The organism is Actinomadura chokoriensis, from assembly GCF_041463665.1.
GTDB classification, from domain to species: domain Bacteria; phylum Actinomycetota; class Actinomycetes; order Streptosporangiales; family Streptosporangiaceae; genus Spirillospora; species Spirillospora chokoriensis_A.
The window spans coordinates 66153-86536 of record NZ_JAXCEJ010000007.1; the positions used below are offsets into that span (position 1 = coordinate 66153).

A 20384-nucleotide genomic window follows, 5' to 3' on the forward strand; every position below is an offset into this window, starting at 1 on the left:
CGATATGAGAAGAACATAACCCGGACGAACCCGGTTGTCCAGTGCGCCCGCTACGTTCGGCCGGGCTTCACGAAAGCGCGGCTCCGGACTCGGGCCTCAGCGGTGATGCCGCCCGCCGGGCGGCGGCTCCTCGTGCTCCTCGCCGTGGCCCTGCTCGTCGTATGCCTGCTCGTCGTATGCCTGCTCGTCGTACGCCTGCCCGCCGGGCCCGTACGCCCGTCCGTGATCGTCCCGGTCCTGCGCGAACCGGCCGCCCGGCCGCCGTCCGGCCGAGTACCGGCCCGTCGGGTAGGGACTCTCCGGCAAGCCGGGCCGCCGGTCGCCGGGCCAGGGCTCGTACGGTCCGGCGGGCTGCCGGACGTCCCGCGTGCCCGGCTGGTACGGGAGCTCGCCCAATCCGGGGCCGCCGGCGGGCACGACCCCGGGCGGCAGCGCCCCGGGCGGGGGAGCGGCCGCCATCGCGGCGGCGACCGGGCGGTCCGGCGGCGGCACGTCCAGCAGGAGCTTCATCTCGCTGTTGCGGCGCCCGTAGCACAGGTACAGGACGAGACCGATCCCCATCCAGATCGCGAAGTACGCCCACGTCTGGACCTTGAGGTTCAGCATCAGCCAGCCGACCGCGAAGATCGTCACGATCACGAGGAGCGGCGCGGCGGGCATCCGGAACGGCCGGTGCAGGTCGGGGCGGGAGTGCCGCAGCGCGAGCACCGCGGCGGCGACGAAGAGGAACGCGAACAGCGTGCCGATCACGACGAGCTGCTCCAGCGTCAGCACGTCGACCGCCTGCGACATGACCAGCGCCGCGCCGCCGGCCAGCAGCGTGGCGCGGGACGGCACCTTGTAGCGGCTCATCGCGGCGAGCGGGCGGGGCAGCAGCCCGTCCCGGGCCATCGAGAACACCACCCGGGTCAGGCTGATCACCACGACCAGGATGACGGTGGTCAGCGCGAGCACCGCGCCCCCATCGACGATCTTGCTCATCGCGCTCGCGCCGACCCCGTCGAACGCGGCGGCGAGCAGCAGCTTGTCGGGGTCGAGGCCGGCGAAGCCGTCCATCCCGACCATGCCGACCAGCGCGATCGCCACCGCCGCGTACAGCACGATCGCGCTGAGCAGGGCGGTGAGGATGCCGCGCGGCACCTTGCGCGGCGCGTCGTCGGTCTCCTCCGAGGCGGTCGCGATGAGGTCGAACCCGATGTAGGCGAACGCGATGGCCGGCGCGGCGGCGAACAGGCCCCAGACGCCGAACACGTGCGGGGTCCCGCCGCCGAGCGCGCCGAGCAGCGCGTCCAGCACCGTCCGGTCGCCCTCGGGCGCCGGCCGGGCGGGCGGGACGAAGGGGGTGAGGTTGCCCGCGTCGAAGAACTTCAGGCCGGTGGCGATGACGAGCCCGATCACGATGACCTTGGCCATCACCATGAACCACAGCGACTTCAGGCTCAGCCGGCTGCCGGTGGCGAGCATCAGCACGACCAGCAGCAGGATGCCGAGGGCGAGCACGTCCGGCCCCTTCACCTGCCCGATCACGTCGCCGAGCCCGCCCGGGACCGGCACCCCGAAGTCGTGCAGCGCCTGCGTGAAGTACAGCGACCACACCCGCGCGAGCACCGAGGCGGCCAGCAGCAGCTCCATGATCAGCGCCCAGCCGACGACCCACGCCCACACCTCGCCGAACGCGACGTAGCTGAAGGAGTAGGCGCTGCCCGCCACCGGGATGATCGAGGACAGCTCGGCGAACGCGAGCGCGGCCAGCACGCACACCCCGCCCGCGATGAGGAAGGAGATCAGCACGCCGGGGCCGGCGGTCGAGCCGGCCTGCTCGCCGGCGATCTTGAAGATGCCGGAGCCGATCATGACGCCGAGGCCGAGCACGACGAGATCGCGGGTCCGGTAGACCACGCGGAGCCGGTGCCGCCCGCCGTAGAGCCGGCCGGTCGCCCGTTCCACCGGCAGCCGGCGGAACATGTCGTTGCGCATGCGCATGTCCCAGGTCATGGTCCGGCCCCCCGGGCCCAGGCCGGAGGGGGGCGGACCCGCGCCGCTGTTCGCGCGGCGATGGCTGGTCGAAGTCCCTAAGAATTCACCACGTATAGGCATAATCGCAACGTTCTCGTTCGGATGGATGCCGTCCCGTCGTCGTCGCATCATGCCAAAGCGCAGGTCGCCGACGTGCCGCATGGCGCACTCCCGTTCGGCCGAACGACTCCCGAACCGTTTTCGGATGGATCGTTCCGCTCGAATAACCCCGATTTCCGCCGCGGAAGCGCCGTCGATCTTTCTCCGCCGCGACCGGGGTCGGCCGGTGCGGACGGTGGCATCGGACGAAGATCGGTGGCACCGTAGGGACGCCGCGTTCGTCTGGAGGTCCGGTGTCCCGCTCGCCATCGCGTCCGAAGCCGTCCGATCCCGCCCGGCCCCGGCCCGCGCGCGTCCGGCGCCGCACGGCGCTCGCCGCCGCGGCGACCGTCGCCGTGTCGCTGACCGCCCTCGCCGCCCTGCCCGCCGCCGCCGCGCCCGCCCTCGCGACGGGAACCCGCGCGGGGCATCCGGGAGCGCCGGTCAAGCAGCCCGTCGCGACGGGCTACGGCGGCGCAGTGTCGACGGTCGACCCGGACGCCAGCCGGACGGCCCTGGAGGTCCTGAAGCGCGGCGGCAACGCGATGGACGCGGCCGTCGCCGCAGGCGCGACGCTCGGCGTCACCGAGCCGTACGTGTCCGCGATCGGCGGCGGCGGCTACATCACCTACTACGACGCCGGGAAGCGCCGCGTCTACGCTCTCGACGGCCGCGAGTTCGCGCCGAAGCGGATGAAGGAGGACTCCTTCGTCGACCCGGCGACGGGCAAGCCGCTCCCGTTCGACCAGGCCGTCACCAGCGGGCTCGGCGTCGGCGTCCCAGGCACCCTCGCCCAGTGGGAACTCGCGCTCCGCCGGTTCGGCACCCGCGACCTCGGCGCCCTGCTGCGGCCCGCCATCAAGATCGCCGACCGGGGATTCGTCGTGGACCAGGAGTTCCACGACCAGACCGCGACCAACGAGGCCCGCTTCCGCGACATCGTCCCCACCCGCGAACTGTTCCTGCCGGGCGGGAAGGTGCCCGAGGTCGGCTCGGTGTTCCGCAACCCCGACCTCGCCGACACCTACCGGCAGCTGGCGAAACGCGGCACGGACTGGTTCTACGGGGGCGGCCTCGGCGAGGAGATCGCCAGGACGGTCGCCGAGCCGCCGGTGGACCCGGAGTCGACCCGCAACGTCCGCCCCGGACTGATGGAGCGCGGTGACCTCGCCGCGTACCGGGCGGTGTCGCGCGAGCCCACGCACGTCCCCTATCGGGGGCTGGACGTGTACGGCATGCCGCCGTCGTCGTCCGGCGGCTCCACGGTGGGGGAGGCGCTCAACATCCTGGGCAACTTCCGCCTCGACGCCCGCGACCCGGTCACCGCCCTGCACTACTACCTGGAGGCGTCCAAGCTCGCCTACGCCGACCGCGGCCGCTACGTGGGCGACGCGGACAAGGTGGACGTGCCGCTGGACGAACTGCTGTCCGCCGGCTTCGCCCGGGAGCGCGCCTGCCTGATCAAGCCGGACCAGGCCGCGCCCGCGCCGGTCGCCCCCGGGTCGCCCGACGGGAGCTACGAGCCGTGCGTCCCGCCCGGGGCGCAGACCCGCGCGCTGGCGTTCGAGGGCCCGCAGACCACCCACCTCGTCGTCGCCGACAAGCAGGGGAACGTCGCCTCCTACACGATGTCGATCGAGCAGTTCGGCGGCAGCGCCATCACCGTCCCCGGCCGGGGCTTCCTGCTCAACAACGAGCTGACCGACTTCTCCTTCCAGCCGCCCGCGCCCGGCCAGGCCCCCGACCCGAACCTGCCCGGCCCGCGCAAGCGGCCGCGCAGCAGCATGTCCCCGACGCTCGTGCTGAAGGACGGGCGGCCGAAGCTCGCCCTCGGCACGCCCGGCGGATCGACGATCATCACGACCGTGCTGCAGATCCTGGTGAACCGCATCGACCTCGGCATGGACCTGCCCACCGCGCTGAGCGCGCCGCGCGCCACGCAGCGCAACACCCCGCTCGTCTACGCCGAGCAGCCGTTCATCGACAGGTACGGCGGCGGCCTCGCGGCGCGGGGGCACCGGCTGGAGGTCTTCCCCGGCCCGCCGGCGGGCGTGATCGGCGCCGCGACGGGGCTGGAGTTCCTGCGGCCGGGGCTCGTCCAGGCGGTCGCGGAGCCGACCCGGCGGGGCGGCGGCAGCGCGCTGGTCGTCCATCCGGCCCGGTGACCGCCCGGCCGGCGCGACCGGAGGGGCCGGCGCGACCGGCGTGCCCGCACGGCGAACGGGAAGGAGTCGTGCCATGGCCCACTCTTTCGTCCAGGTGACGACCACGACGGACTCCCGCGCGGAGGCCGCCGAGCTGGCCCGGTCGGCGGTCGCCGAGCGGCTCGCGGCCTGCGCCCAGCTGGTCGGGCCGATCGCGAGCACCTACTGGTGGGAGGGCGAGATCGAGTCGGCGGAGGAGTGGATGGTGCTGTTCAAGACCTCCGCCGACCGCTTCGACGAGCTGGCCTCCCTGATCACCGAGGGGCACTCCTACGACACCCCGGAGATCATCGCGACGCCCGTGGTGGCGGGCAGCATGGACTATCTCGCCTGGATCACCGAGCAGACCGAGGCCGGCGAGCGCGACGAGGCCGTCGAGGACGCGGACGGTGACGGCTGAGCCGCGCTCGGGCGCCGCCGTCCAACGAGGAGACGGCGCCCCCTAGCCCGTGTGACGCACATCATGGCAGGGTAAGTTCTGGTTTACCCTGGCCGGACGCGTTCCGCCCGGTCGAGGCGGAGGGGAGGCGGTCGACGTGCGCGAACCGAGCGAGGTGGGAGCGGACCACGGCCTGTTCGGACCGGGCTCGGTGACCTGGCGGGTCATGGGCGAGCCCGTGCTGATGGTCGGCGGCATCAGGGCGCTGCTGCTGCAGGCGCTCCATCCGCGCTCGATGTGGGGGACGGCGCAGAACTCCGAGCTCATGGACCCCTCCGCCGCGTGGTCGCGGCTGACCCGGACGGTCGAGTTCGTCCGCGTCCGCACCTACGGGACGGAGGAGGAGGTCGAGCGGGTGGGCCGCCGCGTCCGCCGGCTGCACTCCAAGATGACCGGCCTCGACATGCGCACCGGCGACACGTTCGCGATCGACGAGCCGGAGAACCTGCTCTGGGTCCACATGGGCGAGGTCGACTCCTACCTCGACGTGGCGCGCCGGGCCGGCGTCCCGCTGACCGCCGAGGACGCCGACACCTTCGTCGACGAGCAGCGCCGCGCCGCCGCGGTCGTCGGGATCGACCCGGCGGACGTGCCCGCGACGGTCGCCGAGATGGAGGAGTACTACGCGGAGATGCGGCGGCGGATCTGGGCGTGCCGGGAGGCCCGCGAGGGGCTGCGCCGCATGTTCAGCCCGGCCGTCCCGCGGCATCTGCTGCCGCTGAAGCTCGCCGCGCCCGCCATCGGGTCGCTGACCGTCGCGACGCTGCCGCGCTGGGCCCGCCGCATGTACGGGATGCCGGGCCTGCCCACCTCCGACCTGGCGGCCACGCTGGCCCTGAAGGGCCTGTACCGCACCTCGCACATCGTCCCGGAACGGTACCGGTACTCGCCGGACGCCCAGCGGGCGAGGCGCCTCACGCGCGAGCACGAGAACGGCCTGGCCACCTGGTCGATCGCGTCCTGACCGGCGGGCCGTCAGCCGAGCGGCGGGGGCGCGCCGGCGTCCTCGTCCCGCTGCGCGCCGTGCCCCGGCAGCATCAGCGCCGGGACGATCATCACGGCGGTGAGGGCGAGCGACACCCAGAACGTGCTCCCGAACGCCTCGGCCAGCTGCGGCGCGATCCGCTGCCGGATCTGTTCGGGGATCGAGCCGACGCCGCCCGCGCCGCCCCCGCCGGCCGCCTGCGGGATCCGGTCGCTGATCTGGCGGGACAGGACGACGGCCAGCAGCGCGGTGCCGACCGACCCGCCGAGCTGCACGAGGATGTTCAGCGTGCTGCTGGCCCGCGACACCGCCGCCCGGCTCAGCGTCGTGAGCGCGGCCGACATGGTCGGCATCATCGTGCAGCCGAGCCCGAGGCCCCGCACGAGCAGCGCGGCGCCGAGCAGCCAGTAGGGCGTGCCGGCCTCCACCATCGCGAAGGGGAGGGTGCCGAGCACCAGCAGCACGATGCCGACCGGCACGATGCGGCCGGCCCCGAACCGGTCGGTGATCACACCGGCCACCGGCATCGCGATCGCCGCGCCGACGCCCTGCGGGGCCAGCAGCAGGCCGGCGGCGAACGCGCCCTCGCCGTGCGCGGTCTGGTAGAAGAGCGGGATCAGCAGCATCGCGCCCATGAGCGCCATGCCGACGAGGGACACCATGACGGCCGCGGTCGAGAACGTCCGGTCGGCGAACAGCCGCACGTCGATCAGGGCGCGTTCGCGGCGGCGCAGGCTGTGCAGCACGAACAGGCCCACCAGCACCGCGCCCGCGACGAGCCAGCCGATCGTCGCGGGGTCGCCGAAGCCGCCGCCGCGGCTCGCGGTGGACAGCCCGTAGATCAGCAGCGCGAACCCGGGCGGCAGCAGGGCCAGCCCGCGCAGGTCGAGCGCCGTCGCGCCGTGCCCGCCGTGGCCGTGCGGCACCTTCCACCAGGCGAGCGCGAGGGCCAGCGCGCCGACCGGCACGTTGACGAAGAAGATCCACCGCCAGTCGACGTCCTCGACCAGCCACCCGCCGATCACCGGGCCGAGGACCGGCCCGAGCAGCATCGGGACGCCGACGATGCTCATGATCCGGCCGAGCCGCCGCGGGCCGGCCGCCATGGTCAGGATGGCCATGCCGGTCGGCATCAGCATGCCGCCGCCGAACCCCTGCAGCACCCGGAAGACGATCAGGGATTCGATGTTCCAGGCCGAGCCGGACAGCACGGATCCGGTCACGAACAGCACGATCGCGGTCAGCCACACCCGCCGTCCGCCGAACCGGTCGACCGCCCAGCCGGTGAGCGGGATGACGGTCCCCATGGCCAGCAGGTAGCCGGTGATGACCCACTGGATCGTCGACAGGCCGGTGGAGAAGTCGCGGCCGAGCGTCTCCAGCGCGACGTTGACGATCGTGGTGTCGAGGATCGCCATCACGGTGCCCGCCACGATCACGAGGCCGAGCACGATGGTCTGCCGGTCGAGCCGCTCGCCGCCGCCGGAACCGCCCGGCGGCGCCACCTTGGTGGACGGGCTTTCGGCCATGGTCGTCCCCCTGCCTGGAGTTTCCGGTGACCCCGAGTCCCCGTGGCTCAGGGCGTGAAACATCTTGAACTTCAACGTTTTGCAGTGCATCACGGAATATGTTGAACTTCAAGGTATGCCCGAGGATCGCGTCAGCGCCGCCGCGTCGATCGACGCCGATCTGGAGACGATGGTGCAGCTCATGGGCAGGATGGCGCGCGGCATGAAGGGCGGGCACGCCGACGCCGAGGAACTCGTCCGCCGGGTGAAGGAGGCCGGGCTCGGGCCGCGGCACGTGCCCGCGCTGATGCAGCTCGTCCTGCACGGCCCGGCGCCGGTGGGCGTCCTCGCCCGCCACATGGCGCTCAGCCCCGCCACGGTCAGCCAGCTGGTCGGGGAGCTGCAGCGCGGCGGCTTCGTCGAGCGGCGGCCGGACGAGCGGGACCGCCGGCGCATGATCGTCAGCCTGGCCGACGAGCACCGCGCGTCGATCGAGCGGTTCGCCTGGCGCCGGCTGCGCCCGCTGCGGACGACGCTGGAGTCGCTCACCCCGGCCGAGCGGGCGAGCTTCCTGCGCGGCTGGCGGATCCTCGCCGAGAACCTGGAGCCGCGCGGCCCCGGGCACGGGCGGCGCGCCCGCCCGGGAGACCACCCGGGCGGCTGAGCCGCCGCCTGATCGGCCGCGTGATCGGCCGTGGGGTCAGCCCGCGTGATCGGCCGTCGGGTCAGCCGCGGCGCATGAGCCGACCGACGGCCGCCATCAGCTCGGTGGACATCGCGTCGCCCTTGCCCTCCTCGGCGCCCTCCGCCACGCAGTGCCGGACGTGCCCGTCCAGCAGGCCGAGCGCCACCTTGTCCAGCGCGGCCTGGACGGCGCTGATCTGGGTCAGGATGTCGATGCAGTAGCGGTCGTCCTCGACCATCCGGTCGATGCCGCGCACCTGGCCCTCGATCCGGGCGAGCCGGGTCTGCAGCTGGTCCTTGGTGGCGGTGTACCCGCGGGTGGGGGTCTCGCTGGTCGCCATAGCCGTCCTCCGCAATCCTTCCGGGGGCGCACGCCCGGGTACCCCTGGGGGACATCCCCCAACAGGTACCTTATGTGCTGCCCAGCGCTAGGGCACCGGGACGTTCCAGGCGCTGATGACCGGCCGGTCGTGCTCGGTGCCGAGCGCCGACAGCGTCCCGGTGCCGAGCGCGAGCAGCCGCCCGAGCGCGGGCTCCAGCCCGAGCCACCGTGCCGCCAGCACCCGCAGGAAGTGCCCGTGCGCGACGAGGGCGACGTCGCCGTCCGGAGGCGGCGGCCCCACCCGCGCGAGCACCGCGTCCGCCCGCGCGCCGACCTGCTCGACGGTCTCGCCCGGATGGTCGGCGTCGCCGGGGATCACCCCGTCGTCCCACAGGAACCAGCCGGGCCGCCGCTCCCGGATCTCGGCGCTGGTGATCCCCTCGTAGCCGCCGTAGTCCCATTCCCGCAGGCCGGGATCGATCTCCGCCGCGGGGAGCCCGGCCAGCTCGGCGGTCCGCCGCGCCCGCTCCGCCGGGCTCACCAGCGTCCGCACGATCCGCCTGCCCTTCAGCGCGCCGCGCAGCGACCGCGCCTGCTCCTCACCGCGCCCGGTCAGCGGGACGTCCGTCAGGCCCGTGTGCCGCCGCCCCCGGCTCCACTCGGTCTCCCCGTGCCGCAGCAGGATCAGCTCTCCCATGGGGAAGTGTCTACCCGGCGGTCCGGCCTCCCGGAACCCCCGGAACGGGTGAGGAGAGGGGGGAGATCCCTCAGTCCAGGATCGAGGTGAGCGGGGTGTAGGGCAGATCGTGGGCTTCGGCGACATGGTCGTAGACGAGGTCGCCGGCGTAGGTGTTGAGGCCGCGGGCGAGGGCGGCGTTCTCCCGCAGGGCGCGGTGCCAGCCCTTGTCCGCGAGCTGGACGGCATAGGGCAGCGTGACCCCGGTGAGGGCGTAGGTGGAGGTGTTCGGGACGGAGCCGGGCATGTTCGCGACGCAGTAGAACGTCGAGCCGTGCACCCTGTAGGTCGGGTCGGCGTGCGTGGTGGGACGGGAGTCCTCGAAGCAGCCGCCCTGGTCGATGGCGATGTCCACCAGGACGGAGCCGGTCTTCATGCCCGCCACGAGATCGTTGGAGATCAGCTTGGGCGCCCGGGCGCCGGGGATCAGCACGGCGCCGATGACGAGGTCGGCGGCGCGGGCCTCCTGCTCGACCGTGTAGGCGCTGGACACGAGGGTCCGCAGGCGGCCCTGGTAGACGGCGTCGATGCGGCGGAGGCGGTCGACGTTCACGTCCATGACCGTCACGTCCGCGCCCATCCCGACGGCGATCTGCGCGGCGTTGAGGCCGGACACGCCGCCGCCGATGACGACGACCTTGGCCGGGGCGACGCCGGGCACGCCGCCCGGCAGCACGCCGCGCCCGCCGTTGGACGCCATCAGGTTGTAGGCGCCGACCTGCGGGGCGAGCCGCCCGGCGACCTCCGACATCGGGGCGAGCAGCGGCAGCGAGCGGTCGGGCAGTTGGACGGTCTCGTAGGCGATCGCCGTGACGCCGGCCGCGAGCAGCGCGTCGGTGCACGCCCGGGACGCGGCGAGGTGCAGGTAGGTGAACAGGACCTGGCCGTCGCGCATCCGGTGGTATTCGGGCGCGACCGGCTCCTTGACCTTGAGGATCAGCTCGCCCTCGGCCCATACCTCGTCCGGGCCGTCCACGATCTTGGCGCCCGCGGCGGCGTACTCGTCGTCCGGGATCGCCGAGCCGAGCCCGGCGCCCCGCTCGACGAACACCACGTGGCCGTGCCGGGTCAGCTCGTGCACGCCCGCCGGCGTGCCGGCCACCCGGTACTCGTGGTTCTTGATCTCTCGCGGCACGCCGATCTTCACCGAGGGCTCCTCCCCGTCAACGCTGACCAGGACCTACGCCTCCAGCGTGCGGTCCGGAGCCCGCCTCCGGCTACTAACAGTGTGTCAAGTCATCGACCGTATCGACGACACCCCGTAAAGGGCGCGCTGTCACCGCCGGGGCAATGCGGCGGGAGGGGCGGATGTTCCGTGGAACGATGCACATCAGGGGCGCGCGGGGAGCCATTCGTCGGCGATGGCGACCGTCAGCTGCTCCAGCAGCGGCCCGGTCCGCCGGGCGCGCCGCTCGTCGTCGGGCTCGATGTCGGCCAGCGCGTACGCCGCCTGGATGCGCGCCTTGCGGAGCTGCTCGCCGGTCAGCCCGCGGCGCCCGGCGACCGCGATCACCGGCGCGCCGGCCCGGGCGGCGGCGCGGGCCACCCCGATCGGCGGGGTGCCGCGCAGCGACCGGGTGTCGAGGACGCCCTCCCCGGTGACCACCAGGCGGGCGCCGCGCGCCTTCTCGGCGAGCCCGAGCAGGTCGAGCAGCAGCGCGGCGCCGGGCTCGATCGTCGCGCCGAGGAAGGTGAGCGCGGCGAACCCGACCCCGCCGGACGTCCCGGCGCCGGGCAGGTCGCGCGCCGCCCGGCGGGCCGCCGCCTCGGCCAGGTCGGCCCAGCGGCGCAGCCCGGCGTCCAGGACGCGCACCTCGTCGCGGCCGGCGCCGCGGCGCGGGCCGTCCACGGCTGCGGCGCCGGTGCGGCCGAGCAGCGGTCCCGCGGAGTCGCCCGCCACCACCACCTCGATGCCGGACATGTCGGGCAGGCCACGCAGGTCGAGGGCGTGCAGCGAGCGCAGCGCCGCCCCGCCCGGCGGCAGGTCCTTGCCGAGCGCGTCCAGCAACCGCCCGCCGAGCCCCTGGACGAGGCCCGCGCCGCCGTCGGTGCAGGCTCCGCCGCCGAGGCCGAGCACGATCCGGCGGGCGCCGAGCCGCACCGCGTGCGCGATCAGCTGCCCCGTGCCGAGGCTGGAGGCGGTGAGCGGGCGCGGCTTGCCGCCGGGCAGCCGGCGCATCCCGGACGCCTCGGCCAGCTCCACCACCGCGCTGCGGCCGTCCAGCGCCAGCCGCGCGGTGACCGGGCGGCCCGTCGGGCCGCACACCTCGACCTCGACCCGCCGCCACCCGGCCGCCACCACGGCCTCCACGGTGCCCTCGCCGCCGTCGGCGACGGGCAGTTCCACGAGCGGGACCTCCGGCCGGGCACGGCGCAGCCCGGTCGCGAGGTGCCGTGCCGCCCGCGCCGCGGTCAGCGCTCCCTGGAACCTGTCAGGCGCCAGCAGGACGTGACCTGGCGGGGACGGACGGGAGGGAGAGTCCGCGGACACCACAGCCACGCCTTTCACGCCGGGGGGTAAGGCCCTACCTTCTGCTTACGCCATGACGGCACTATTTGACACCCGCAGGCGCGTCCAAGAATCCCAAATGACCGCAGAACCGTGTTCCCCCGGGGTTCCCGCGCCGGTTACCGGACGTCCAGCCACTGCTCGATCGGGTGGATCGCGAAGAAGATCAGGAACAGCACCACCACGGGCCACAGCCAGATCGACACCTCGCGGACCTTGCCCCGGGCGAGCTTGATCAGCGCGTAGCTCACCATCCCGGCACCGATCCCGATGGTGATCGAGAACGCGAACGGCATCAGCACGATGGTGAGGAACGCCGGGATGGTGATCTCCAGGTCGTCCCAGTTCACCTTGGCGACCTGCGTCATCATCAGCGCGCCGACGACGACCAGCGCGGGCGCGGCGGCCTGCGAGGGGACGGTCGCGGCGAGCGGGGTGAGGAACAGCGTCACCGCGAACAGCGCGCCGGTGGCGATGTTGGCGAGGCCGGTCCGGGCGCCCTCGCCGACGCCCGCCGCCGACTCCACGAACACCGTGTTGGCGGACGAGCTGGTGACGCCGCCGAACGCGGCGGACAGGCCGTCCACCGACAGGATCCGGCCGAGCCGCGGCACCTCGCCCTTCTCGCCGACGAGGCCGGCCTCGTCGCTGATGCCGAGGATCGTGCCCATCGCGTCGAAGAAGCCCGACAGCACCAGCGTGAACAGCACGACCAGCGCGGTGATGACGCCGGCCCGGGCGAACCCGCCGAACAGGTCGATCTGCCCGAACAGCCCGAAGTCGGGTGCCGCGAACAGCTTCTCGGGCATGTTCGGGGTGACGACGCCCCAGCCGCCCTTCTTGACCGAGGCGTTCTCCTGGATGACCACGGCCCCGATCGTCCCGGCGATGATGCTGATCAGGATCGCACCGGGCACCCTCCGCACGTACAGGACGATCATCAGCAGCAGGGTGAGCGCGAACACCAGCGTCGGCCAGGTCTCCAGGTGGCCGCCGGTGCCGAGGGACAGCGGCGGGCTCGTGGCGCTGGAGGTGACGAACCCCGAGTCGTAGAGGCCGACCAGCGCGATGAACGCGCCGATGCCGACCGCGATCGCGTGCTTGAGCGCCAGCGGGATCGCGTTCATGATCCGCTCGCGGACGCCGGTGAGCGCCAGCAGCACGATGACCGCGCCCTCGATCACGACCAGGCCCATCGCCTGCGGCCAGGTCATCACCGGCGCGGCCTGGAACGCCACCACCGCGTTGATGCCGAGGCCCGCGGCGAGCGCCAGCGGCGCGTTGCCCACCAGGCCCATGATCACCGTGGTGATCGCGGCGGACAGCGCGGTCATCGTGGTCAGCTGCGGGATCGACAGCGTCGCGCCGGTGACGTCCTTCGCCCCGCCGAGGATGATCGGGTTCAGCAGGATGATGTAGGCCATCGCGAAGAACGTGGTGACGCCGCCGCGCAGCTCGCGCGCGACGGTCGTCCCGCGCCCGGTGAGGTCGAACAGCCGCTCCAGCGGCCCGCGCCCGCCAGCCGGCGGCGATTCGTCGGTCGGGACGGGGTTGATCTTGGACATGACGGGCGCTCCGCTTTCCGCAGCGTGGTTCCGGCGGCGTTGTCCGGAATCGGGCGAGCACAGATTAGCCGGTGCGGACTCCACAGCGTGACGGGGGAGAGGTGTCCCCTATAACCTGCCCTGGTGCGAATTCGAACACGCTTCAGTACCGAAGCGTGAGAATCACGGGCATGACCGGCCGGGATCTCGGCACACTTGACGATCGAGTCGGCTTCTTCCTCGCCCCGCGCGCGGCGAGCACCTGGTAGGCGGTGGTCACACGATGGATCGGGAGACACTGGGGCAGCGCATCCGCGCCCTGCGGATCCGGCAGGGCGTGAGCCAGGCGCAGCTCGCCTTCCCCGAGCTGTCCGACAGCTACATCTCGCTGATCGAGAGCGACAAGCGGGTGCCCGCCCCGAGCGTGGTCGAGCTGCTGGCGGCGAAGCTGAACTGCTCCGCCACCTACCTCGTCAGCGGCGTCAGCGAGGACGTCGTGGACGAGCTGCGCGTCACGCTCGACTACGCCGAGATCGCGCTGAGCAACGGCGCGGCCGCCGAGGCGCGCGCCCGGTTCGCCGAGGTCCTCGCGAGCGCCGACGCGGTCGCGCTGCCGGAGATGCTGCACCAGGCGCGCTGGGGCCACGCGCTCGCGCTGGAGGCCGCCGGAGAGCTGGAGGAGGCGATCGCGGAGCTGACCCGGCTGACCGAGACGGCCTCCGCCGAGGCCGACCTCGACCACTGGGCGAAGGTGCACGTCGCGCTGAGCCGCTGCCTGCGCGAGCGCGGCGACGTCAGCGCCGGCGTCGAGGCGGCCGAGCGGGCGCTGCGGCACCTCATCGCGACCGGCGCCGACTCCACCGACGCCGCCGTGCACCTCGGCGCGGCGCTGCTCGCCGCGTTCATCGAGCGCGGCGACCTCGTCCGGGCCCGTCACCTCGCCGTCCAGCTCGTCGAGCGGGCCGAGCGGATCGGCAGCCCCCGGGCGCGGATGGTCGCCTACTGGGAGGCCGCCTACGTCGCGGAGATCCGCGGCGAGTACGAGGACGGCGTCACGCTGGCCGAGCGGGCGCTGATGCTGGCGGGCGACGGCGAGGACCCCCGCGACCTCAACCGGCTCCGCGTGATCTACGCCGGGCTGCTGCTGCGCGCCCGTCCCGACCAGGCCGTCCGCGCCCGCGAGCTGCTCACCCGGGTCCGCGGCGAGATCAGCGCCAGCTCGTCCGGGGAGATCGACGTCGCCTGGTGCCTGACCGAGCTGGCCCGCGCGCAGACCGCGCTCGGCCGCCCCGCCGAGGCGGTGGCGCTCGCCGAGGAGGCCCTCGACCTGCTCGGGGACGCCCCGCGCCGGGCCACCGCCGGGGCGCTGACCGTGCTCGGCGAGGCGTCGGTGCGGCTCGGCCGCCGGGACCGGGCCGTCGAGGTGCTGACCCGGGCGGCGACCTGCCTGGAGGAGATGGAGTCCTCCCGGGAGGCCGCGCAGGCGTGGTTCGACCTCGCCGAGGTGCTGGCCGAGACGGGGACCGCCGAGGAGCCGCGGATGGCCGCCTACCGGCGCGCCCTCACCTGCGTCGGCGTCTGACCGAACCGGCTCCGGGGCCGCGGCGTCCATATTGCTGCGAGTTCTGGCTCTAGTGGGGGAGTTGTCGGTGTTCGGTGTTGTTCGGCCATGCAGGCATGTCCTGTGCGGCTCGCTGTTCAAGGACTGGACCGCCCATCTCTGCGGGCTGTGCCTCACGCTCCGGGCCGAGCACGGCCAGGCCGCGCGGTTCGTCACCAACTACGACGGGCTGCTGGTGTCGGTGCTCGTCGAGGCGCAGGCCCCGGAGCTGTCGCCGCGCCGCAAGGCCGGTCCGTGCGCGCTGCGCGGCATGCGGACCGCCGAGGTCGTCACGGCGCGGGCGCAGGGCGCGCGGCTGGCCGCCGCCGCGTCGCTGCTGCTCGCGGCGGGCAAGACCCGTGACCACGTCGCGGACGGCGACGGACCCCACCGGCGCCGCGCGGTCGCCGCCGCGGCGGGACGGATGGCCGGCCGCTGGGACGCCGCCGGCGCGCGGACGGGAGCCGCGGTCGGATTCGACCCGGCGGTGCTGCGCGACGCCGTCGCCCGCCAGCCCGTCCTGGAGTCGGCCCCCGGACTCGGGCTCCTGGAGCTGACCGAACCCACCGAGACGGCCGTCGCCGCCGTGTTCGCGCACACGGCCGTCCTCGCGGGCAAGGACGCCAACGCCGAGCCCCTCGCCGAGGCCGGCCGCTTCTTCGGCCGCCTCGCGCACCTCCTCGACGCCGTCGAGGACCTCGCGGACGACCGGGCGGCGGGCGCCTACAACCCCCTCCTCGCCACCGGCACCACCCTCGACGAGGCCCGCCGGCACGCGGACGGCGCCCTGCACGGGCTCCGCCTCGCCCTCGCCGACCTGGAGCTGGAGCGGCCGCGGCTCGTCCGCGCGCTGCTGGACCGGGAAGTGGGACGCTCCGTCGACCGGGTCTTCGCAAGCCCCGAGGACCTGGCGAAGCACGGCCCCCGGCCGCCCCGTCCGGGCTGGCCGATCCCGTGCTTCACCGGGGCGCTCGTGTGCACGACCTGCGGTCTGTTCCAGCCGGAGTGGAGCGAGCATCACGGCGACTCGTGCGGAGATCGCTGCTGGTGCTCCCGGCACTGCGACGGCTGCGACGGCAGTTGCTGCGATTGCTGCGACTGCTGTGACTGCGACTGTGATTGCTGCGGCTGCGATTGCTGACGCGACAGATCGAGGTCGTTCTGACGGCTTGAAATCCGCCGAACCCGAGGCGGGCCATGGCGGGAACCTCAGTAGAGTGGTCGGAGCCCTTCAACTCACTAGAGAACCCGGCCCTCCATGAAAATTCTCAAGCCCCGCCGGTCCATGCGCCGTCTCGGCCTCGTCGCCGCGCTCGCCCTCGCCCTCGGCGCCGTCAGCGCGACGCCCGCCCTCGCGCACTCGCGGCTGCTCAGCAGCACGCCCGGCAAAGGCCAGTCGGCGGAATCGGTCACCGAGGTCAAACTGGTCTTCAGCGACAAGATCAGCATGGCGAAGGTCGTCGTCAAGGACGCCCAGAACAAGACCTACCAGGCGGGCGAGGCGGAACGGTCCGGGGCGACGGTGACGCAGAAGCTGACGGGGCCGCTGCCCGCTGGGTCCTACACGGTGGCCTACCGGGTCGTCGGCGAGGACGGGCACCCCATCGAGAGCGACGACGTGACCTTCACCGCGACCGCGGGCGAGGCCGCCGCGCCCGCCCCGTCCGCCGGCGGGGTCGGCGCCGAGCAGCAGACCGGCGACGCCGCCACCGCCAACGAGCAGCCCCTCAAGCTCGACCAGCAGCAGGCCGCGGAGAAGGAGGACTCGGGCTCCGGCATGGTGCTCTGGGTGCTGATCGTCGCCGGGCTCCTCGTCGGCGTCGGCATCGGCGCCGCCATCGTGTTCCGGGCCAAGCGCAAGCACCAGGCGGCAACAGGAAGTGAGTAAGGGCAGCCTGGGCGTCTGGCGGGCGGGCGCGGTCGCCGCGGCCGCGGCCGCCGCCGCCCTGGTCGCCGGTCTCGTCCTCGGCGGCTCGGTCACCGAGAAGGTCATCCCCGGCCTCGGCGACGCCGGCGCCCTCACCCGATGGGGCCTGCCCGTGTCCCGGGCGGCGATGGACCTGCTGTCCGCGCTGACCGTCGGCGCCCTGCTGGCCGCCGCCGCGTTCCTGCCCGTCGAGGGCGGGCGCGGCGCCGCCCGGCTGTCCCGCGACGCCGTCGGCTACCTGGGCGCCGCGTCCTGGCTCGCCGCGGGCTGGGCCGCCGCCGCTGCCGCCACCCTCGTCCTCACCGTCGCCGACGTCCTCGGCCAGCCCGTCGGGGACGTCCTCACGGGCAGCGAGCTGAGCGGCTACGTCGGCTCGCTGCCGCAGGGCACCGCCCTCATGATCGTGGTGCTGCTGGCCGTGGTCGTGGCGCTGCTGGCCCGCACCACCACCACGCCCGCCGCCGCGTTCGGCCTGCTCGCCATGGCCGCGATCGCGCTGCTGCCCGCGCCGCTGACCGGCCACTCGGCCTCCGCCGCCAACCACGCCACCGCGACGACCGGCGTCGCGCTGCACGTCGCCGCCGTCGCGCCGTGGGTCGGCGGGCTCGCCATCGTCTGCGTCCACGCGCTGCTGCGCCGCGACCGGCTGCCGCTGATGGCCGACCGGTTCAGCCGGATGGCCCCCTGGTGCTACATCGCCGTCGGCGTCAGCGGCCTGGTCAACGTGATCGTCCGGCTGCCCGACCCGGCCGAGATGGCGACCACCAACTACGGGCGGCTCGCCCTGGCCAAGATCGTCGCGTTCGGGGTGCTCGGCTGGTTCGGCTGGTGGCACCGCAGCCGGACGCTGCCGGCCCTCGCCGACCGCAAGCCCGGGGCCTTCACCCGGTTCGCCTCCGTCGAGGCGGCGGTGATGGCCGCCACCATGGGCCTCGCCGTCGCCCTCGCCCGCACCGCGCCGCCCGCGCCCGCCGCCCCCGAATCCGCGGTCAAATCGCTGCTCGGCTACGACATGCCGCCGGAGGTCACCCCCGTGCGGCTGCTGACCCTGTGGCAGTTCGACCTGTTCTTCGCCGTCCTCACCGCGGTCCTCGGCGGCCTCTACCTGGCCGGCGTCGTCCGGCTGCGGCGGCGCGGCGACTCCTGGCCGCTGGGACGCACCGCCGCCTGGATCATCGGGCTCGTCACCATCGTCGCCGTCACCCAGAGCGGCGTCGCCAAGTACGCGCCGATCCTGTTCAGCGTGCACATGGCGCAGCACATGGTGCTGAACATGCTCGCCCCGATCTTCCTGGTCGTCGGCGCTCCCGTGACCCTCGCGCTGCGGGCGCTGAAACCCGCCAGGGAACGCGGCGACCGCGGCCCGCGCGAGTGGCTCACCGCGCTGCTGCACAGCCGCTACCTCGCGGTCGTCGCGCATCCCGCCGTCGCGACCCTCATCTTCGTGGTGAGCACGTTCGCGCTCTACTACACGCCCCTGTTCGAGGCGGCGATGCGCAACCACCTCGGCCACATCGCGATGACGGTGCACTTCCTCGCGGCCGGATCCCTGTTCTTCTGGGTCCTGCTCGGCGTCGACCCGGCACCCAAGAAACTGCCCTACCCCGCCCGGCTCATCCTGCTGTTCGTCACGATGCCGTTCCACGCGTTCTTCGGCATCGCCCTGATGAACATGAGCCAGGCGCTCGCGCGCGGCTGGTACACGGCGGTCGACCCCCCATGGGGCACCACCATCCTGCACGACCAGCACACCGGCGGCGCGATCGCCTGGGCGTTCGGAGAGATCCCCACGTTCATCGTCCTCATCGTGCTGGCGTTCCAGTGGTTCGCGGACGACCAGCGCCAAGCGCGCCGCATGGACCGCCGAGCCGACCGCGCCGCAGCAGCCGGCGGCCGCCCCGAAGAAGACGAACTGGCCGCCTACAACGCCCGCCTGGCCAAACTCGCCGAACGGGATGTTAATCGGGGGGGCGCCCGCTCTGGTCGCTAGCGCTCCCGGCGCTGGTTTTTTGGGGGGCGACCCCCCATACCCCCCGGCTGCGCGGCACGGGTCTCCTCGCTCCACTCCGCTGGCGCTCCGCTGCGCTGCGGGGACGCGGCGCGCCGGGCATGGCCGCTGCGCTCGCTGGCGCTCGCTCCGCGTCCCTGCCCGTAACCGGTGGCTGAGGCTCAAGCCCGGTGGTTCGGGGGTGATGCCCATTCCTCCCGGCCCTGCCCGTAAACGGGGGCTGGGGGTCAAGTTCGGTGGTTCGGGGGGATCCCTCTTGTGGGGGAGGGGTGGGGGCGGGGGGTCTGCCGGGATCGTTGTGTGGTTCGTGTGCTCCGGCCGCTGATCGAGCGGACGACCTGGCGGCGCTGGTCCCATCTGGTGGTGGGCGGGGCGCTGCTGATGCCGTACTGGTTCCTCGCGATGAGCCTCACCCCGCTGCTGCCCGTCGGCGACACGGTCGTGATGGTCGTGTTCATGCTGCTCGTGCTGCCGGCGGCGGCGACGTTCGTGACCGGGCTGGTGCCGACGGTGCGGCTGCTGGAGGGCTCGCTCGCCAAGGACGGCGACAGCCTGCTCTTCCCGGCGGCGATCCGGGAACTGGCCGCGCGGCACGGCACGTCCGGCGGCCCGCCCGGCGGCACGCGCTGGCACGACCGGCTGACCGAGCGGGAAGCGGACGTTCTGCGGCTGATGGCCAAGGGCCGGTCGAACGCCGAGATCGCCCAGGACCTGTTCGTGAGCCCGCAGACGGTGAAGACGCACGTCGGCAACATCCTCGCCGAGCTCCACGCCCGCGACCGCATCCAGGCGGTGCTCCTCGCCTACGAGACGTCCTTCATCACCCCCGCGTGAGGTGACAGTGTGATCGCATGAGGGACTTCCGCTTCGGGTTCAACTTCTTCGACATCCCCTCCCGCGGCGACTTCGCCGAACGGTGCCGGCGCGGCGAGCGGTACGGCTACGACGTCGCGCTCGTGCCCGACCACCTCGGCGCCCCGGCGCCCTTCCCGACGATGGTCGCCGCCGCGGACGCGACCGAGCGGCTGCGCGTCGGCACGCTCGTGCTGAACGCCGGGTTCTGGAACGCGCACCTGCTGGCCCGCGAGGTCGCCACCGCCGACCGGCTCACCGGCGGGCGGGTGGAGCTCGGCCTCGGCGCCGGGCACATGAAATGGGAGTTCGACGCCGCCGGGATCCCCTGGGCGCCGTTCGGCGCCCGCGCGGAGCTGATGACCCGGACGATCGAGGAGCTGGCCGCGCTGTTCGGCGGGGACGGCTACGAGCGGCACAAGCCCGTCGCCGAGTACTTCGGGCTGACCGAGCTCGCGCCGGTGCAGCGCAGCGGGTTCGGCGGGTCGGGCCCGCCGCTGCTCGTCGGCGGCACCGGCGACACCGTGCTGCGGGCGGCGGCCCGGTACGCCGACATCGTCGGGATCGCCGGGGCGTACCAGGTCGAGGGCGAGCCGCCCGGAACGTTCCGGCTGGGCACGGCCGCGGAGGCGGAGGAGCGGGTCCGGTTCGTCCGCGAGCAGGCCGGCGACCGGGCGGACGGCCTCGAGTGGAACGTGCTCGTCCAGCACGTCCAGGTGACCTCGGACCGGCGCGCCGAGGCCGGGCGGATCCGCGCCGAGCGCATGCCGGACATGACCGTGGAGGAGATTCTCGACACACCGTTCATCCTGCTCGGGACCCCGGACCAGATCGCCGGGCAGATCCGGGAGCGGCGCGAGCGGTTCGGGTTCTCCTACATCACGGTGCACGCGCCGTTCCTGGACGTCCTCGGCCCGGTGATCGAGCGCGTCTGAACCGGCACGGAGAGTC

Annotated in this window: 17 protein-coding genes; 10 read left to right on the forward strand and 7 right to left on the reverse strand. The window is 73.6% G+C overall.

The window, feature by feature from the left end; all coding sequences use genetic code 11:
* Positions 1 to 96: 96 nt before the first annotated feature.
* The gene (locus SM418_RS13960; protein WP_371941123.1) at positions 97 to 1995 is read right to left on the reverse strand and encodes an APC family permease; all 1899 of its coding nucleotides are present in this window, start codon (positions 1993 to 1995) and stop codon (positions 97 to 99) included.
* A gap of 374 nt (positions 1996 to 2369) precedes the next feature.
* On the opposite strand from SM418_RS13960, the gene ggt reads away from it, so the two are divergent.
* The 3 genes from ggt to SM418_RS13975 all read left to right on the forward strand — a co-directional run bounded on the left by ggt (position 2370) and on the right by SM418_RS13975 (position 5722).
* Entirely contained in the window at positions 2370 to 4280 is a 1911-nt protein-coding gene (gene ggt, locus SM418_RS13965; protein ID WP_371941121.1) for a gamma-glutamyltransferase, read from the forward strand.
* 73 nt (positions 4281 to 4353) lie between these two features.
* Positions 4354 to 4719, forward strand: a complete 366-nt coding sequence (gene cutA / locus SM418_RS13970) for a divalent-cation tolerance protein CutA (protein WP_371941120.1) — start codon at positions 4354 to 4356, stop codon at positions 4717 to 4719.
* 136 nt (positions 4720 to 4855) lie between these two features.
* Positions 4856 to 5722 carry an oxygenase MpaB family protein gene (locus SM418_RS13975; protein ID WP_371941119.1) on the forward strand — a complete coding sequence of 289 codons (867 nt, stop codon included), beginning with the start codon at positions 4856 to 4858 and terminating at the stop codon, positions 5720 to 5722.
* Between the two features lie 11 nt (positions 5723 to 5733).
* On the opposite strand, the gene SM418_RS13980 is transcribed toward SM418_RS13975, so the two are convergent.
* Entirely contained in the window at positions 5734 to 7272 is a 1539-nt protein-coding gene (locus SM418_RS13980; RefSeq protein ID WP_371941118.1) for a DHA2 family efflux MFS transporter permease subunit, read from the reverse strand.
* A gap of 115 nt (positions 7273 to 7387) precedes the next feature.
* Here SM418_RS13980 and SM418_RS13985 point away from each other — a divergent pair, with 115 nt between their 5' ends.
* Entirely contained in the window at positions 7388 to 7915 is a 528-nt protein-coding gene (locus tag SM418_RS13985) for a MarR family winged helix-turn-helix transcriptional regulator (protein WP_371941116.1), read from the forward strand.
* Positions 7916 to 7976: 61 nt separating this feature from the next.
* On the opposite strand, the gene SM418_RS13990 is transcribed toward SM418_RS13985, so the two are convergent.
* The 5 genes from SM418_RS13990 to SM418_RS14010 form a co-directional block, all read right to left on the reverse strand.
* On the reverse strand, positions 7977 to 8276 hold the full coding sequence (locus SM418_RS13990) for a metal-sensitive transcriptional regulator (protein ID WP_067631628.1): 300 nt from the start codon (positions 8274 to 8276) through the stop codon (positions 7977 to 7979).
* Positions 8277 to 8363: 87 nt separating this feature from the next.
* Positions 8364 to 8954 carry a histidine phosphatase family protein gene (locus SM418_RS13995; protein ID WP_371941115.1) on the reverse strand — a complete coding sequence of 197 codons (591 nt, stop codon included), beginning with the start codon at positions 8952 to 8954 and terminating at the stop codon, positions 8364 to 8366.
* 70 nt (positions 8955 to 9024) lie between these two features.
* Positions 9025 to 10140 (reverse strand): alanine dehydrogenase, encoded by a 1116-nt coding sequence (gene ald / locus SM418_RS14000; protein ID WP_371941114.1) that lies wholly within the window; start codon positions 10138 to 10140, stop codon positions 9025 to 9027.
* Positions 10141 to 10323: 183 nt separating this feature from the next.
* Entirely contained in the window at positions 10324 to 11484 is a 1161-nt protein-coding gene (locus SM418_RS14005) for a glycerate kinase (RefSeq protein ID WP_371941113.1), read from the reverse strand.
* A 137-nt stretch (positions 11485 to 11621) separates the two neighbouring features.
* Entirely contained in the window at positions 11622 to 13067 is a 1446-nt protein-coding gene (locus tag SM418_RS14010; protein WP_371941111.1) for an NCS2 family permease, read from the reverse strand.
* 262 nt (positions 13068 to 13329) lie between these two features.
* Here SM418_RS14010 and SM418_RS14015 point away from each other — a divergent pair, with 262 nt between their 5' ends.
* The 6 genes from SM418_RS14015 to SM418_RS14040 all read left to right on the forward strand — a co-directional run bounded on the left by SM418_RS14015 (position 13330) and on the right by SM418_RS14040 (position 20368).
* Complete coding sequence (locus tag SM418_RS14015; RefSeq protein ID WP_371941110.1) at positions 13330 to 14628, forward strand: helix-turn-helix domain-containing protein; 1299 nt, start codon at positions 13330 to 13332, stop codon at positions 14626 to 14628.
* Positions 14629 to 14695: 67 nt separating this feature from the next.
* Positions 14696 to 15787 carry a DUF5685 family protein gene (locus SM418_RS14020; protein WP_371941108.1) on the forward strand — a complete coding sequence of 364 codons (1092 nt, stop codon included), beginning with the start codon at positions 14696 to 14698 and terminating at the stop codon, positions 15785 to 15787.
* Between the two features lie 117 nt (positions 15788 to 15904).
* Positions 15905 to 16534 (forward strand): copper resistance CopC family protein, encoded by a 630-nt coding sequence (locus SM418_RS14025; protein ID WP_371941107.1) that lies wholly within the window; start codon positions 15905 to 15907, stop codon positions 16532 to 16534.
* The gene (locus SM418_RS14030) at positions 16527 to 18563 is read left to right on the forward strand and encodes a bifunctional copper resistance protein CopD/cytochrome c oxidase assembly protein (RefSeq protein ID WP_371941105.1); all 2037 of its coding nucleotides are present in this window, start codon (positions 16527 to 16529) and stop codon (positions 18561 to 18563) included. Before SM418_RS14025 ends, SM418_RS14030 begins: the two co-directional genes overlap by 8 nt.
* A 318-nt stretch (positions 18564 to 18881) precedes the next feature.
* On the forward strand, positions 18882 to 19415 hold the full coding sequence (locus SM418_RS14035; protein ID WP_371941103.1) for a response regulator transcription factor: 534 nt from the start codon (positions 18882 to 18884) through the stop codon (positions 19413 to 19415).
* 17 nt (positions 19416 to 19432) lie between these two features.
* A complete protein-coding gene (locus SM418_RS14040) occupies positions 19433 to 20368 on the forward strand; it encodes a TIGR03621 family F420-dependent LLM class oxidoreductase (protein WP_371941102.1) in 936 nt (311 codons plus the stop codon).
* Positions 20369 to 20384: the final 16 nt, after the last annotated feature.